We start from the raw sequence: 14,993 nt of genomic DNA, 5'->3' as shown, positions 1-14,993 counted from the left end.
TGCAGACCGCCTGTCAGTCCCATAAAACCGCCCCAGCACGAACGGATTACCTTGGGCGAAAGGTGGGAACCGGAATGCAACGGCGCGCGTTGATCTGCCAGCAACGGCGAGGATGCACAACGTGTCTGAAAGCCCTGCATAATCCCAAGGATTACCTTAATGTTTACCAAATCTCTTTTGATCGCCACAGCTGCAACACTGTTTTCTACGTCCGCTTACGCGGCCACCGAGGCCACTGCCTGGACCGATCTGAACCTGCGTGCCGGTCCCGGACCTGTGCACCAGATCATTGGTGTGATCCCCGCAAACGGCGTTGTTGCCGTTGATGGCTGCCTCGACAGCGCGAACTGGTGCAAGGTTTCGTTTGAAGGCACTGAAGGGTGGGCGTCGGGCGATTACCTGACCGCCATGGTCGATAATACCCCGGTTGTGGTCTATACCAATCGGGAACAGGTCGCTGTCGGTACCGTTACCTATGAAGACAATTCGGCCGAAGGCGCTGCCGTTGGCGGCGCAACCGGTGCCATCGCCGGTGCTATGGTCGCCGGACCCGTGGGTGCCCTCGTTGGGGTGATGCTGGGCGGAGGTCTGGGTGCAGCAGCCGCACCGGACACCACCGTCACAACTTATGTCACCGGAAATCCGGTCGAGCCGATCTACCTTGAAGGCGAAGTTGTGGTCGGCGCGGGCATTCCCGAAACGGTTACTTTGGTAGAAGTGCCGGACAGCGAATACTCCTACGCCTACGTCAATGGCGTTCCGGTGATTGTCGAGCGCGAGAAGCGTCAGATCGTTTATATCGTTCGCTAAGAACGCGCGCAGGTCAAAAGATCAGGCGGTCCCGGACAGGGGCCGCCTTTTTCATGCGTCTGCCCATTGAACGGCTGGTTCGGCAATAAGGGTGTGCTGGGTCGAAGGATAATTTCACCAAATAATTGCACATTGAATCATCCGCCAAAATGACGCTGCCGTGAAGAAGATTAAAATAGTCAGCGTTGATTCACACAGCATGGATTTTCACGTTTTGGTTACTGTTGGCCGAGATGCATTTTTGCCAGACCTATCGATCATCAAAGGACGCAAATGCAGGGTCATTGTCGATTTTTTCACGGTGCCCCATGCAATTTTTGTCGGGTTTCTTCGTGTAAATCCCTGCCATAGGTCAAATATAACGGTGGGTAAATCTACTGTCGCATCCCGGCTCAAAACTAAACGGCACGCAGACGGAAATGGAAGCGGGCGTGCGACACAAATTTTCGGATAGACCTTACTTTATTTAAGCAATTTCAACGGAATGGCTGATCAAACGGTCACGCTCGGAAGTTTCTGGTACGGAAACAAATCAACAATGTGTCGTGGCACATCTTTTGCTATCAGGGGATGGCTTTACCACCGAGGCGTCAACGACCATCTTTCTAAAGAAACGTGCATTACCTTTGCGTCACCTAAAAGCTCAGAATTAATTGTGCGCATGGTATTGACAGCTGTGTCGTTTTGGCAGCCTCCTAAATGTTCGGCGCAATATTCTTTGCCGAAGCGCATGTGATAATTATGATCATCCTGACAAGTGGGTAGCAAAGTGGCCAAAATTTTTATCTCAACCGTCTGCACTTTTTTTGTGGCGATTCCCTTGGGTGTCTTCTCTAGCACCCAGGGCAAAGCCCAGGACCTGCAAAGTTTCGGTGTTATTGCCGGTCAGACGGTGACCAACACCGGTCCGACAACCATCGTGGGGAACATCGCCATAAGTCCGGGCACAGCCTATACCGGGGATGGCAGCGTCACCCATACAGGATCAACGCATCTTGCCGATCCGGTGGCCATAAGGGTTCAGAACGACCTAACAACCCTATACGCGGTCCTGGCCGGCCGCCCAACGTCAAGCGGCGGTGATCTGACTGGAAAGGATCTGGGCGGAATGATCTTGATGGGAGGCGTCTATAATTTTGACGGTTCCGCAAGCATTGCGACCGGTCAGACGCTGACACTGGACGGAGGCGGCAACCCGGACACCGTTTTCATCTTCAACATCGGGTCGACGTTGATCACCGAAAGCGAGTCAAGCGTGCAGCTTGTGAAAGGGGCCCAAGGGGGCAATGTATTCTACCGGGTGGGCAGTTCGGCAACGCTGCATACGTCGTCGGTGCTTGAGGGTCAGATCGTCGCCCTGACAAGCATTACGATGAACACATCGGCGTCGGTCAATTGCGGCGCTGTTTTTGCCCGCAACGGGTCAGTTACGCTGGACACCAACACGATCCGGATTTGTACCCTTGCTGCGCCGGTGTTCAATGACGTGATCACCGATTCCACATTGACCGGCAATGAGAGGGCAGTGTTTGATGGTCTGCGAAAGTTTGTCGCAGGGGGCGGCACCCTGCCGCTCGGGTTTTTAATCCTTGGGGTAACACAAACTCCCGCAGAACTGGCCATCAGCCTTTCACAACTGTCGGGCCAGGTGTCGACGGGTGTGGCCCCGATGGGGATACAGGCAACGGATGACTTTCTTGATGCGTTCCTGCGCAGCGGCCGCACGTCATATTCCACACCCAAACCCTTGCGCAACGACGGGGTTCCGGTCGGGCTTGTGCGTGAAAAGATCAACACGGCCTATACCGGGAAATACGGCCTGGACCCGACAAGTGGGGCGGCAACGCTTTACGATGCCGACAGCATGGCGGCCCCGTCTCCTGATTGGACCATGTGGGTTTCGGGCTATGGGTCCCGCAGCACAACCGATGGTGACCTGAGTCTGGGTCAAGCAGCGCGAACAACCACCAACAAGGGGGTCGCTGTCGGCCTGACCTTCGCGCCCAGCGATGCGACGAATTTTGGCGTTGCCCTGGCTTGGAGCAAGGCAGACTTCCTGCTGAACGATGCCATGGGCTCTGGCACCAGTGACACGCTTTTTCTGGGCCTTCGGGGACGCACCGTTTCAGAGCTTGGATATCTGGAGGGTGCCATCGCCTTCGGGCGGGGTGACATCCGCACGGATCGCACCGTCACCATCGCGGCCTTCGACCGGTTGGGGGCCGAGACGACGGGCAATGCCTTGGCCGCGCATGTCGAGGCTGGCTATCAAATGGGGGTTTTCACCCCCTTCGTCGGCTTGAGGGCGCAGTCTTTTAAGACCGCTGCCTATGCCGAGAGTGCAGTGTCGGGCAGTGACAGCTACGCTTTGGCATATGAAGCAGCCACGACGACGTCGGTGCGGTCCGAGTTGGGGGTGGACATGCAGTGGTCACAAGCCCTTGGCCGAAACAGCGCGACATCTTTTGGGATCCGGGCCGCCTGGGGCCACGAATTCGCCTCTGACCCCACAAACAGGCCGTCTTTCGCATCTGTGTCGGGTGCATCGTTTGCCGTAACGGGCGCAACCCAAAGCCGGGACTCGGTTACGCTCTCAGCAAACATGGGTGTTGCCACTGCAAATGGCCTCACGATCGACGGCGGCCTGACTGCAGAATACGCCAGCAATGCGCGCGACTATGGCGGGTCAATTAAGATGGGCTACCGCTGGTAGGGGTCCGCAATCTGATCAGGGCCTCTGCCGCTTGGACGGCAGAGGCCCTGCAAGACCACAGAAGCCCGAAGCAGCTCACCCAAAAGCCATAGTAGGAATACACTTTCCTGCAAGGCCTTGGCAGTGACCCAGACCCGTTAGGTTCAAATGCCGGACTATCTGAAACCCCCGCCTGCGAACTGGCCCGAGGCGGAATCCCTCATCGGCAACCCACCTTCTATCGGCCTTGGAACTGTCCGACAGGCGTATGGCGATGGTTGCTCAGAGGCACCAAGCGCGGTTTATCCCAAAGGGCCCGAGAACGCAGATTACGTGATGCAATGGGGTGGAATACCCGGCACAGAGAAAGGCGCGCAACGGTTGCGCAGCGAATGCAATGGGTGCCGTCACCTGCGACGTACCGAGTTGCCACCTGCAAGGATGCCGTCAATGAGGTCCGCAACGGCAGTGTGAAGCTCTGACTTGCCATCATCGCCTGCATCGTTCGCATGCGCCGCAGCGGCATCACGCAATATCCCGACGATTTCCTTTTCTGGCAGAACGTTGCGGTCGTTCAGCGCGAGTAGCAGCGACTCGCAAATCGCCAGAGCTGCCGTTCCGGCAATGTCTGGAACCTCGGGCATCGGGCATTCCTTCTGCAAGCGGGTGAAAGAGCAGCCGGAATGTCTCCGGCTGAAGATCAGTATAGCAGGACTGCAGTAGTCTGAACTGAGGCAGATCAGCGTTTTGGCCGCGACAGGAACGAAACGTCGTTTGGGCGCTTCTCTAGTCGACACTATGTCTCAACACGCATGCATTCTCAGGAGCTACAGCATTGACAGCTCTTCAAAGCCCATTTGCGCGCAAACTCGGGGCTTTCGTGGCGCTGTCTGAAGAAGAGTTGTCAGCGCTGGACAGTCTTTATGGGCGTCGAAAGGCGTTCCCCGCCGGTCGCGACATGGTGCATCAAGGACAGACCGATCAGTCGGCCTATATTCTCGCGTCGGGATGGGTCTGCTCTTACAAACTGCTTTCGGGCGGGTCACGGCAGATCGTTGATTTCCAGATACCAGGTGATTTTCTGGGCCTGCGGTCTGTTCTGTTCCGCACCTCGGACCACAACGTCGAGCCCGTGACGCGCGTCGAAGCGTCGGAGGTTCTGGCCAAGGACCTTCTGGAAACATTTAGCAAAACGCCGCGCCTCGCGACCGCCGTCCTCTGGGCGGCGTCTCGGGACGAGGCAATGGTGGTCGAGCATCTGGTCGGCATCGGACGACGGAATGCGAAAGAACGCATGGCGCATTTCCTGCTGGAACTGGGCGCAAGGTTGAAGCTGGTCGGTTTGGGGTCCACATCGGGATATGCATGTCCGCTGTCGCAATACCTGCTGGCAGACGCGATGGGCCTCAGCGCTATCCATGTGAACCGAGTATTGCGGGAACTGCGTGAGGAGGGTCTGGTCACATTTCAGCATGGGCAGGTTGAGTTCGATGACCTTGATGGCCTGGTGCTGTTGGCAGATTTCGACAAGACCTATCTTGATCACGACGGACCGCTGCTCAAGTGATCTGGCGGCCGTCATACCGCAAGCGACGGTATAGGCGGCCCCGTTGACCCGGGCGGCATCATCGGATGCCAGAAACGAGACGACTCCGGCCACCTCGTCCGGGGTGCCGGAACGCTTCATCGGGATCGTGACGGCACAACTGTCATGCACGGCGGACGCGGCAGCGGAGCTCCTTTCTTGATCGATGTCATCATTCGGCTCTCGGTCGGGCCGGGCTTGACGCCGTTCACACGGATGCCCTTCTCCCCCCAATTCACCGCCGTTGCCCGCGTCAGGCCAAGAACGGCGTGCTTGCTGGTGACTTAGGCGCACAGGCACCCCTCATCCGCGATGACCTCGCACAACGGGCGGACTCCGCGCCAACGATATCTGCAGCGGCGATGGCTTCACCCCCGGGAGGCCAGCAGTCTGGCGGTGGCTGTGGCGATCGCACCAGCCGCGCTGGTCATGAGGGCGATCTTGCAGGTCATGAAGTGGGTGATCTTCCAGCCTTGTTCTGCCAACCGTCGTCTGCATCACAGCGCAGAGTGTAGGGCCGTCCACCCGATGCACGGAACGAGGGGAAGAGGCGCATCGGATGGAACGGGTCGTGTCCCGGCGGCGGCATCGGGGGGGGGAGGTCCGCCGCCAGGTCGTTCCTTACCATGGACCGTCAGGATAAACCCTGCACTGCTTCAGGTTGGTGTTTCGCCACACGGGCGGAATTTTTCTCGCCCGACAAGCGATTTTCGGCTGCCATTGCGTCCATGCGCACCTGCGTGCCGGCGCGCCCTTCGACGATTGCGCGCGCGTCCTGCAACCGCCCGATACCCGCCATCGTGCCGCCTGCCCGCACAAAATCGCAGGCGGCAGTGATCTTTGGCCCCATGGAGCCTGCCGCGAAGCTCATGGCGTCCAGCGCATCCGGCGTGACACATCCGATCGCGGCCTGATCCGGCCCGCCCCAATCGCGGAACACCGCTTCCACGTCGGTCAGCATCAGCAGCACGTCAGCCTGCAAGGCCTCAGCCAGCAAGGCCGAGGTGCGATCCTTGTCGATCACCGCCTCGACGCCCTCCATGTTGCCGTCTGCCCCGCGCACCACCGGGATGCCGCCGCCGCCTGCGCAGACCACACAGACGCCGGCCTCCACAAGCAGGCGGATCGGCTTGATACCCAAAATGGCGATCGGCAATGGGGACGGGACGACACGTCGCAGACCGCCTTTGGTTTCTTCGACCATTGACCAATTGTTTTTGGTGCGAGCCTGTTCCGCCTCTTCGGCCGAGTATACCGGACCGATGGGTTTTGTCGGGCGATCAAAGGCAGGGTCTTGGGGATCAACCTCCACCCGCGTCAGCAGCGTGGCACAATCGGTGCCCTTCGGCAGGGCGTTCATCAGTTCTTGCTCGATAAGATAGCCGATCATGCCTTCGGTCTCGGCGCCTAGGATATCCAGCGGCCAGGGATTGTCGGGGGCATAGGCGGCAGAGCGCAGCGCCATCAGCCCAACCTGAGGGCCGTTGCCATGCGCCACGATGATCTGATGATCGCGCGCCAGGTCGGCCAAGGCGGCGGCTGCGATGCGGACGTTGGTGTGCTGCGCCTCGGCCGTCATCGGCTCTCCGCGTTTCAGCAAGGCATTGCCGCCCAGAGCGACCACGATCCGCATCTTACGCCCCCATCGTGGCGACAAGAACCGCCTTGATGGAATGCAGCCGGTTCTCAGCCTGCTCGAACACCACCGAAGCGGGGGATTCGAACACCTCGTCCGTTACCTCCATGCAGTCGATGCCATAGGTCTGAAAGATCTTCTCACCTGTCTTGGTTTCACGGTTGTGGAAGGCGGGGAGGCAGTGCAGAAACTTGGTGTGCGGGTTGCCGGTCAGATCCATCACTTCTTGCGTTACGGAATAGGGCGAGAGCAGCGCAATGCGCTCGGCCCAGACGTCTTCCGGCTCGCCCATCGACACCCAGACATCGGTGTAGATGTAGTCGCAGCCCTCCATGCCCTCAGCAAGTTCTTCGGTCCGGGTGATCTGCGCGCCGCTGGCTTCAGCAAGTTTGCGGCATTGATCGACCAGCGCCGTTTCTGGCCACAGGCTTTGCGGCCCGCAAAGCCGGATATCCATCCCGATCAATGCCGCGCCAACCATTAGGGACGATCCCATGTTGCTGCCAGTATCGCCAACGAAACAGAAAGCGATGTCTGACAGGTGTTTGTGGGTGTATTCGCGCATTGTCATGAGATCGGCGAGGATTTGCGTCGGATGAAATTCGTCCGTTAGCCCGTTGTAAACCGGCACCCCGGCAAACTTCGCCAACACTTCCGCCTCGGCCTGACCAAAACCGCGGTATTCGATGGCGTCATAAAATCTGCCCAGAACGCGGGCAGTGTCTTTCATTGTTTCTTTGGTGCCAATATGGCTGCCCGACGGCCCCAGATAAGTGACATGCGCGCCCTGATCGAAGGCCGCGACCTCAAAGGCGCTGCGCGTGCGTGTGCTGTCTTTTTCAAAGATGAGGGCGATGTTCTTGCCCTTCAGAAGCTGTTTTTCGGTGCCGTTGGCTTTCGCCTCTTTCAGGCTGGCCCCGAGGCGAAGGAGAAACCTCACCTCGTCCGACGAAAAGTCCAGCAGCTTCAGAAAACTGCGACCGTGTAGGTTTTGCGGCATGGGGTGGTCCTTTCAGAAATGTCGGGCGTGTCAGATGGCATCGCGGATCAGCGGACAGGACATGCAATGCGATCCGCCGCGCCCGCGCCCCAGTTCAGCGCCTGAAATGGTGATGACCTCGACCCCCGCCTTGCGCAGCAGGGTGTTGGAGTGTTCGTTGCGCTCATATCCCACCACCACGCCGGGGCTGATGCATAAAAGGTTGTTGGCGTCATCCCATTGCTCGCGCTGGCTTTGATACGCATTACCGCCGGTCGGCACCGTGCGCAGTTTTTTCAGACCCATCGCCTGCGCCACCACATCAAGGAAGGGCGCAGTTTCCGTGGTTACCGTCACACCGCCCTTGTCATCGGGGCGCAGCGAATAGGTGACGATGGCTTCGGCCACCTCGGCAAAGACAGTCACCAGATCGCGGTCGCAAAAGGTGAAGACGGTATCGAGGTGCATCGACGACCGGGCACGCGGGAACTGGCCGGCGATCACCCGTGTCGCACCGCCCCCCGCGAACAGCGCGCGGGCCAACTGGCCAACCGCCTGCGGAGAGGTGCGTTCGCCCATGCCGACCAGGACAACACCATTGCCGATGGGGGCGACATCGCCACCTTCCAGCGCTGCCATCCCGTGATCGACCATCGGGTCGCCGAACCAGATCGGGAAACCGGCATCCTTGAAATCGGGGTGGAACTTGTAAATTGCGGCAAGGTTCAGGGTTTCCAACCGCCGCGCGGGCCAGAACATCGGGTTCAGGGTGACACCGCCGTAAATCCAGGCCGACGAGTCGCGGGTGAAGATCTGGTTGGGCATGGGGGGCAGCAGGAAATCCTCGTCCCGCAGCATCGGCGCGACGACGCCCGCCACGGGGATCGGCAATTCCGCCCGGCTCATCCCGCCGATCAGGATATGGGTCAGCGCCTCGGCAGGGATTTCCATCAAGCAGGCGTGCAGGTCAGCGGCAAGGCCGACCCCCACCGAGTTTTCGTTGATGCGGGCATCCAGCAGCCAGCGGCGTGCCTCGGGGTTGGTGACAACCTCCTCCAGCATCTCGCGCAAGAGCACCACCTCGACGCCGCGTTCGCGCAGCACATCGACAAAGGCCATGTGATCGACGCGCGCCTGTTTGACCCACAGCACATCATCGAACAGCAGGCTTTCGGCATTGTCCGGCGTCAGCCGCGCCATTTCCGGCCCGGGCCGGTGCAGCATCACGCGGCGTAACTGGCCCGCTTCGGAATGAACGCCATAGGTGAGGGTCATGTCGGGGTGCCTTCCAGCATTGTGGCCAAGGCAAGCGCTGCCATGACGATAAGGGTAAGGATGACCAGAAGCGGCCAGACAAAGCGCAGCCAGCGCTCATAAGGGACGCGGCCGATGGCGAGGCCGCCCATCACGACGGCGGACGTGGGGGTGATCAGATTGACCATGCCGCTGGCAGTGGCAAAGGCAGTAACAACCAGTTCGCGCTTTACGTTCGCAAAATCGGCGACGGGGGCGAGGATCGGCATCGACAGGACGGCCAGCCCCGACGTGGAGGGCACGAAGAACGACAACCCGACCTGAACCCAGTAGACCACGAGGATGAAGGCCGTCTGCGACAGGCCCGTCACACTGGTTTCCGCCGCGTGCAGGATGGTGTCGGTAATCATCCCGGCATCCATGATCACGACGATCCCGCGCGCCAGGCCGATGATCAGCGCCACGCCCAGCAGATCGCGCGCGCCGTTCACGAAGCTTTCAACCAGCTTGCCCTCGCCCAGTCGGGCGATGATGCCGATGACGATGGCGGCGGCCAGAAACAGCCCGCTCATTTCCGCCATCCACCAGCCGCCGATCGATACACCCCAGATCATCGCGCCGAAGGTCAGCGCGAACAGAATCAGAACTATCTTGTGCAAACCGGTAAATTCGACATTCTCGGATGGGGTCTCGGCCAGAAAATGCGCCTCATTTGCGGCCTGCATGTCAAAGACCAGCGATTTCGTCGGATCGGCCCTGACCTTTGCGGCATAGCGCATCACGAAAGCTACCGTGACCACCCAAGCTACCGCCAGAATGGCCAGCCGCAGCACAAGGCCATCGGCAAAACTGATCCCCGCGGCGTCCGAGGCGATGACGGTTGAAAACGCGTTGACCGTAGACCCGAGAACGCCCACGCCTGCACCCAGCAGGATCACGGCTACCGCAGTCAGCGCATCATATTTGGCCGCGATCATCACCGGGATCAGAAGGACATAGAAGGCCAGTGTTTCCTCGGCCATGCCGTAGGTGGTGCCGCCGAGGGCAAACAGCGCCATCAGGATCGGGATCATCCAGTTCTCGCGCCCCTTAAGGCGGACCATGGCGCGGGCGATTCCGGCATCAATGGCGCCCGAGGCGGTTACGACCCCGATGAACCCGCCGATGATCAGTACGAACAGCGACACGTCGATGGCGCGGGCCACATAGTCCACGGGATCGTAGAACCCGGCGATCGGGGCGAGGATGACATCGAAGACGCCCTGCGGGGTAGCTTCCGTGGGCGCATAGGTGCCTGCGATGGGCACGTCCTTGCCAAGCGCCTCGGAGGCCACGCGTTCGTACTGTCCTGCGGGGATAATCCAGGTCAGGATCGCGACAAGGATGATTAGAGCAAAGAGGATCGTAAAGGCCGAAGGGAATCGGAACCCACGTTTCGCATCCGGTTTTTCGGTGGCTGGCATGAGGCTGCTCCCGGAGGTGAGGTGACGAGATCAGGCTAGCTGGTATGGGACGCGCCCGAACTAATGCAGATCAGGACATCACGGCAAAGCGCAGAATAGGCTGCCGCACGGGGAACGCAGTGTTTGACCGGGTCGGGAGACAGCGATGAAGGACCGGACTGAACAAACCCAAGCTTGGCACGCGCAGGCTGTCGATGGTGTGCTCCAGGCGCTTTCGGCAACGGCCGACGGCCTGTCGTCAGCCGAAGCGGAGGTAAGGCTGAAAGCGCACGGCCCCAACCGGTTGCCCGAGGAGCCTAGGCAATGGGCGGTGCTGCGTTTTTTGGCGCATTTCCACAATGTCTTGATCTATGTCCTGATCGGGGCTGCCGTGGTGACGGCGGCGCTGTCGCATTGGGTCGATACCGGCGTGATCATTGCCGTTGTCCTGGTCAACGCAACGATCGGTTTCGTGCAGGAAGGTCGCGCTGAAACGGCGATGGCGGCGATCCGCTCGATGCTGGCGCCGAATGCCTCGGTGATGCGCGACGGACGACGCATCGATGTTGAAGCCGCCGATCTGGTTCCGGGCGACCTTGTGCTGCTTGAGCCGGGGGACAAGGTGCCCGCAGACCTGCGCCTGACAGAGGTCAGGGGCTTGCAGGTGCAGGAGGCAATCCTCACCGGCGAGTCGATGGCGGTGGAAAAGACGACAGATGCGGTGGCGACCGATGCCGCACTGGGCGATCAAACCGGCGTGGCCTTCAGTGGCACCCTGATTGCCGCCGGAACCGGGCGCGGCGTGGTGATTGCCACCGGGGCCGCAACCCAGATTGGCCAGATCAGTGACATGCTTGGCACGGTCGAGGTTTTGACAACGCCTATGGTCGAACAGATGGACCGCTTTGCCCGGTGGCTGACGGTGCTGATCGTGCTGATTGCAGCGATCCTGCTGCTGTACGGCTATTTCGTCCGGGGTATCGATTTCGCCGATCAGTTCATGGCCGTCGTTGGTCTGGCGGTCGCGGCAATTCCCGAAGGCTTGCCCGCTGTAATGACCATCACGCTTTCGGTCGGCGTTCAGGCCATGGCGCGCCGCAACGCGATCGTGCGCCGCTTGCCCGCGATCGAAACGATCGGCGCGGTTTCGGTGATCTGCACCGACAAGACCGGCACGCTGACCCGCAACGAAATGATGGTGGCCAGCGCCGTACTGTCTTCGGGCAGCGTGACCATCGACGGGATCGGCTATGCCCCCGAGGGCGAAATCAGCCCTAACGACGGCGTGGGCTCGCTGGGTGACGCGGGACTGGTGGCGCTTTTGTGCAACGATGCAGAGCTGTCGCAAAAGGATGATGGCTGGCAGGTTGCGGGCGACCCGATGGAAGGCGCGCTCTTGGCGTTTGCCGCAAAGGCTGGGGCCGATGCCGCGGGCTGGACCCGGCAGGACGAGATACCCTTCGACGCAGCTCATCGGTTCATGGCGGTATTGGTCGAAGGGCCGGAAGGCCAGCGTCTGGTTCTGGTCAAGGGCGCGCCGGAGCGCGTTCTTGCCATGTGCCGCGATCAGAAAGGGCCGGAAGGGCCTGAGCCGCTCGATACCGCATTCTGGAACGACGAGGCCGAGCGCGTGGCTGCGGAAGGCCAGCGGCTGTTGGGGCTGGCCCTGTGCGAGGCCCCGGAGGGAGAGTTGAACGCCGCCAATCTTGACGGAAAACTGACTTTGGCTGCTTTGGTCGGATTGATCGATCCGCCGCGTCAGGAGGCCATCGAAGCGGTGGCCGACTGTCACGCTGCCGGTATCGCGGTCAAGATGATCACCGGCGATCATGCCGGAACCGCCGCAGCGATCGGGCGCAAAATCGGGCTGCGAAACCCTGGATCGGTGCTGACCGGTGCCGACATCGAAAAACTGGGCGATGCCGATCTGACGTTCGCGGTGACCAAGACCAACATTTTCGCCCGCACGTCGCCCGCGCACAAGCTGCGCCTTGTCATGGCATTGCAGGCCAAAGGGTTGACCGTTGCGATGACTGGCGACGGAGTGAATGATGCCCCCGCGTTGAAGCGCGCCGATGTCGGCATTGCCATGGGGGTAAAGGGCTCCGAAGCGGCCAAGGAGGCCGCAGATCTGGTCTTGGCTGACGATAATTTCGCGTCAATTGCGGCCGCCGTACGTGAAGGCCGCACAGTCTACGACAACATTCGCAAGGTCATTTCCTGGACATTGCCCACCAACGCAGGCGAAGCCGGTACGATCATCATCGCGCTGCTGCTTGGCATGACACTGCCGATCTCGCCGATCCAGATACTTTGGGTCAATTTGATCACCGGCACGACGCTTGGGCTGGCGCTGGCTTTTGAGCCGACCGAAGCCAATACGATGCGCCGTCCCCCCCGTGCGCGCCCGTCGCCGTTGCTGACCGGAGCCCTGCTGTGGCAGGTGGCTTTCATTTCCGTCCTGTTCGTTGCGGCAATTTTCGGGATTTTTTCCTATGCTTTCAATAAGGGGCATGACCTCGCGCTTGCCCAGACGCTCGCCATGAACATGATCGTGGTGCTGCAGATCATCTATCTTTTTTTCGTTCGCAATCTCCGCAGCACGTCGCTGACATGGGCCGCGACCCGCGGTACCAAAGCGGTGTGGATCAGCCTCGCCATTGTCGTACCGGCGCAAGTTGTCGTGACCTACCTGCCGCTGGCTCAGGGAATTCTTGGGACAAATTCGGTATCATTGTCCGATGGTCTCTTGATTGTCGGGATCGGTGCCGTGTTCTTTGCGATAGTCGAGGTCGAAAAACAGATCCGCCTCGGTCTTGCTCCTCCGGAAGACCTGTCGGCAATCACCGACGACAATGGATGATCGAACCCTGGCGACAAAGCCGGTGAGGAGCGAGGCAATCTGAACCGGCCCGGGTTTACCCGAGGGCAGAACTCTCGGGGAATTGCCCGTTATGGAGCCGACATCAAAGAAGATGACCGCGAAGCCGTATTCCCCTGCCGTGCCACGCCCGGGCACCTTTGTCAGTGCCAGCATCCTGTGAATGGGGTCATGCGCAAATGCACGCGATGCGCGTGACCCCGGGCAGTGTCGGGATGGATTCAGGCCATCAGGCGTAGGGCATAAGTGGCACGGGCGAAGACCCGGACCAGTTCACATAGACGGTCTTCTTGCGCAGATAGGATTCCAGACCGTGAATGCCGTCATCGCCGCCGGGACCGGAATTGCGATAGCCGGTGTGATAGCCCTGCAGCGCCTCTGGCCCGATGCGGTTCACATAGATCTCGCCAAAGCGGATGTCGGCCACCGCCTGCATGATGCGCCGGTAATCTTGCGTAAACAGATAGGCGGACAGGCCATAGCGGCTGTCGTTTGCCACAGCCATCGCCTCGTCGAAGCCCGATACTTTCATCACCGGAATGACAGGGCCAAAAATTTCGTCCTGCATGATGGCCATATCGGCAGTCACCCCGCCCAGAACCGTGGGGGTCATCCAATACCCCCCGGCAACCGGCGGGGTGTCTGGACGCCCGCCAAGCAGCAGCGGTTCCGCACCGGAGGTCAGAGCGGCGGCAAGAATGGCCTCTACCTTCTCCAGTTCCGGCTGCGAGACTTTGGGGCCAAGATCGGTGGTGTCCAGCATCGGGTCGCCCAGCCGCAGCGCCTTGGTGGCCTGCACGAAGCGGGCGACAAAGGCATCGTAGACCTTTTCGTGCACCAGCATCCGTTCGTTGCAAATGCAGACCTGCCCGCAGTTCATGAAGCGCGAGGTGACCGCCGAGGCCACGGCGAGATCCAGATCGGCATCCTCCATCACGATCAGCGGGGCCTTGCCGCCCAGTTCCAGCGAGACGGGCACGAGGTTCGGGGCGGCGGCGGCCATGATGCGCTTGCCGGTCGGCACACCGCCGGTCATCGTCACCAGATCAACGTCCGGGTGCGTGGTCAGAGCGGCCCCCACGGTGTCCCCCGCGCCGGTGACAATGTTCACCACCCCGGCAGGCAGACCCGCCTGTTCAAACAGCCGCGCCATGTACAGCGCCGAAAGCGGCGTTTCTTCATGGGGTTTGAGGACGATCGTGTTCCCGGCAATAAGGGCAGGGGCCACTTTGCGGCTGACAAGGGCGGCGGGATAGTTCCACGGAATGATGCCGACGACGACGCCGACCGGCACGCGCTGAATCCAGATCTGTTCGCCGGGCGCGTCAGAGGGCAGGATCTCGCCCTGAATGCGGCGGGCAAATTCAGCGAAATAGGTGAAGAACTCGGCCGCACCCCCCACTTCGCCACGCGCTTCGGTGATGGGCTTGCCCTGTTCGCGCACGACCAGCCGCGCAAGTGGTTCGGCATGGTCGCGGATCAGCCCCGCGATCTTGTGCATATAGACCCCGCGTTGCAAAGGCGACAGCCGCGCCCAGGCGGGTTGTGCGGCGCGGGCTGCGTCGATGGCCTGCAAGGCCTGTGCCGCGCTGGCTTCGGGGGCATTGGCAAACGCCTCTCCGGTGGAAGGATTGATGACGGGGCGGGTGCCTTCGGCCCCCTGTTCCCAGTGCCCGCCAATCCACATGCTGCTGTGATCGTCGCTTTGCATCCT

10 protein-coding genes and 2 pseudogenes are annotated in these 14,993 nt (G+C 60.6%); 4 read left to right on the top strand and 8 right to left on the bottom strand.

The genetic code is table 11. The features are described from left to right. The first annotated feature begins 159 nt into the window (after positions 1-159). A complete protein-coding gene (locus EEB11_RS12960) occupies positions 160-810 on the top strand; it encodes a DUF1236 domain-containing protein (RefSeq protein WP_135432023.1) in 651 nt (216 codons plus the stop codon). Positions 811-1,567: 757 nt separating this feature from the next. Beyond that, positions 1,568-3,523, top strand: a complete 1,956-nt coding sequence (locus EEB11_RS12955; protein WP_135432021.1) for an ice-binding family protein — start codon at positions 1,568-1,570, stop codon at positions 3,521-3,523. 386 nt (positions 3,524-3,909) lie between these two features. On the opposite strand, the gene EEB11_RS12950 is transcribed toward EEB11_RS12955, so the two are convergent. Next, a complete protein-coding gene (locus tag EEB11_RS12950; protein WP_135432019.1) occupies positions 3,910-4,146 on the bottom strand; it encodes a hypothetical protein in 237 nt (78 codons plus the stop codon). Between the two features lie 191 nt (positions 4,147-4,337). Between EEB11_RS12950 and EEB11_RS12945 the strand changes: the two genes are divergently transcribed. Further along, positions 4,338-5,069, top strand: a complete 732-nt coding sequence (locus EEB11_RS12945) for a Crp/Fnr family transcriptional regulator (RefSeq protein ID WP_135432017.1) — start codon at positions 4,338-4,340, stop codon at positions 5,067-5,069. 21 nt (positions 5,070-5,090) lie between these two features. Here the strand turns inward: EEB11_RS12945 and EEB11_RS20330 are convergent. The 6 genes and pseudogenes from EEB11_RS20330 to EEB11_RS12915 form a co-directional block, all read right to left on the bottom strand. Continuing rightward, positions 5,091-5,219: pseudogene (locus EEB11_RS20330) on the bottom strand (SDR family oxidoreductase); the annotation flags it as partial. Then, positions 5,186-5,356: pseudogene (locus EEB11_RS20325) on the bottom strand (SDR family oxidoreductase); the annotation flags it as partial. The pseudogenes EEB11_RS20330 and EEB11_RS20325, both read right to left, overlap by 34 nt. A 365-nt stretch (positions 5,357-5,721) precedes the next feature. Further along, on the bottom strand, positions 5,722-6,720 hold the full coding sequence (arcC, locus tag EEB11_RS12930; protein WP_135432015.1) for a carbamate kinase: 999 nt from the start codon (positions 6,718-6,720) through the stop codon (positions 5,722-5,724). A 1-nt stretch (position 6,721) separates the two neighbouring features. Continuing rightward, positions 6,722-7,723 carry an ornithine carbamoyltransferase gene (argF, locus tag EEB11_RS12925; RefSeq protein ID WP_135432013.1) on the bottom strand — a complete coding sequence of 334 codons (1,002 nt, stop codon included), beginning with the start codon at positions 7,721-7,723 and terminating at the stop codon, positions 6,722-6,724. 30 nt (positions 7,724-7,753) lie between these two features. Beyond that, positions 7,754-8,977, bottom strand: coding sequence for an arginine deiminase (gene arcA / locus EEB11_RS12920; RefSeq protein ID WP_135432011.1), 1,224 nt, complete (start codon positions 8,975-8,977; stop codon positions 7,754-7,756). Next, entirely contained in the window at positions 8,974-10,419 is a 1,446-nt protein-coding gene (locus EEB11_RS12915) for a YfcC family protein (protein WP_135432009.1), read from the bottom strand. Before EEB11_RS12915 ends, arcA begins: the two co-directional genes overlap by 4 nt. Before the next feature lie 145 nt (positions 10,420-10,564). Between EEB11_RS12915 and EEB11_RS12910 the strand changes: the two genes are divergently transcribed. Further along, positions 10,565-13,261 (top strand): HAD-IC family P-type ATPase, encoded by a 2,697-nt coding sequence (locus EEB11_RS12910; protein ID WP_135432007.1) that lies wholly within the window; start codon positions 10,565-10,567, stop codon positions 13,259-13,261. Positions 13,262-13,508: 247 nt separating this feature from the next. Here EEB11_RS12910 and aldA read toward each other — a convergent pair whose 3' ends face one another. Next, entirely contained in the window at positions 13,509-14,990 is a 1,482-nt protein-coding gene (aldA, locus tag EEB11_RS12905; RefSeq protein WP_135432005.1) for an aldehyde dehydrogenase, read from the bottom strand. Positions 14,991-14,993: the final 3 nt, after the last annotated feature.

Origin of the sequence: Pseudotabrizicola sediminis, assembly GCF_004745575.1 — a bacterium.
GTDB classification, from domain to species: domain Bacteria; phylum Pseudomonadota; class Alphaproteobacteria; order Rhodobacterales; family Rhodobacteraceae; genus Pseudotabrizicola; species Pseudotabrizicola sediminis.
The sequence above is the reverse complement of the archived record's forward strand: the minus strand, read 5'-3'. Positions and strand labels throughout refer to the sequence as shown.

Excerpts from the sequence above, each read along its gene's own strand:
- EEB11_RS12960 (WP_135432023.1), top strand. The coding sequence starts at position 160 with ATGTTTACCAAATCTCTTTTGATCGCCACAGCTGCAACACTGTTTTCT.
- EEB11_RS12950 (WP_135432019.1), bottom strand. The coding sequence starts at position 4,146 with ATGCCCGAGGTTCCAGACATTGCCGGAACGGCAGCTCTGGCGATTTGC.
- arcC (WP_135432015.1), bottom strand. The coding sequence starts at position 6,720 with ATGCGGATCGTGGTCGCTCTGGGCGGCAATGCCTTGCTGAAACGCGGA.
- argF (WP_135432013.1), bottom strand. The coding sequence starts at position 7,723 with ATGCCGCAAAACCTACACGGTCGCAGTTTTCTGAAGCTGCTGGACTTT.
- arcA (WP_135432011.1), bottom strand. The coding sequence starts at position 8,977 with ATGACCCTCACCTATGGCGTTCATTCCGAAGCGGGCCAGTTACGCCGC.
- EEB11_RS12915 (WP_135432009.1), bottom strand. The coding sequence starts at position 10,419 with ATGCCAGCCACCGAAAAACCGGATGCGAAACGTGGGTTCCGATTCCCT.
- EEB11_RS12910 (WP_135432007.1), top strand. The coding sequence starts at position 10,565 with ATGAAGGACCGGACTGAACAAACCCAAGCTTGGCACGCGCAGGCTGTC.
- aldA (WP_135432005.1), bottom strand. The coding sequence starts at position 14,990 with ATGCAAAGCGACGATCACAGCAGCATGTGGATTGGCGGGCACTGGGAA.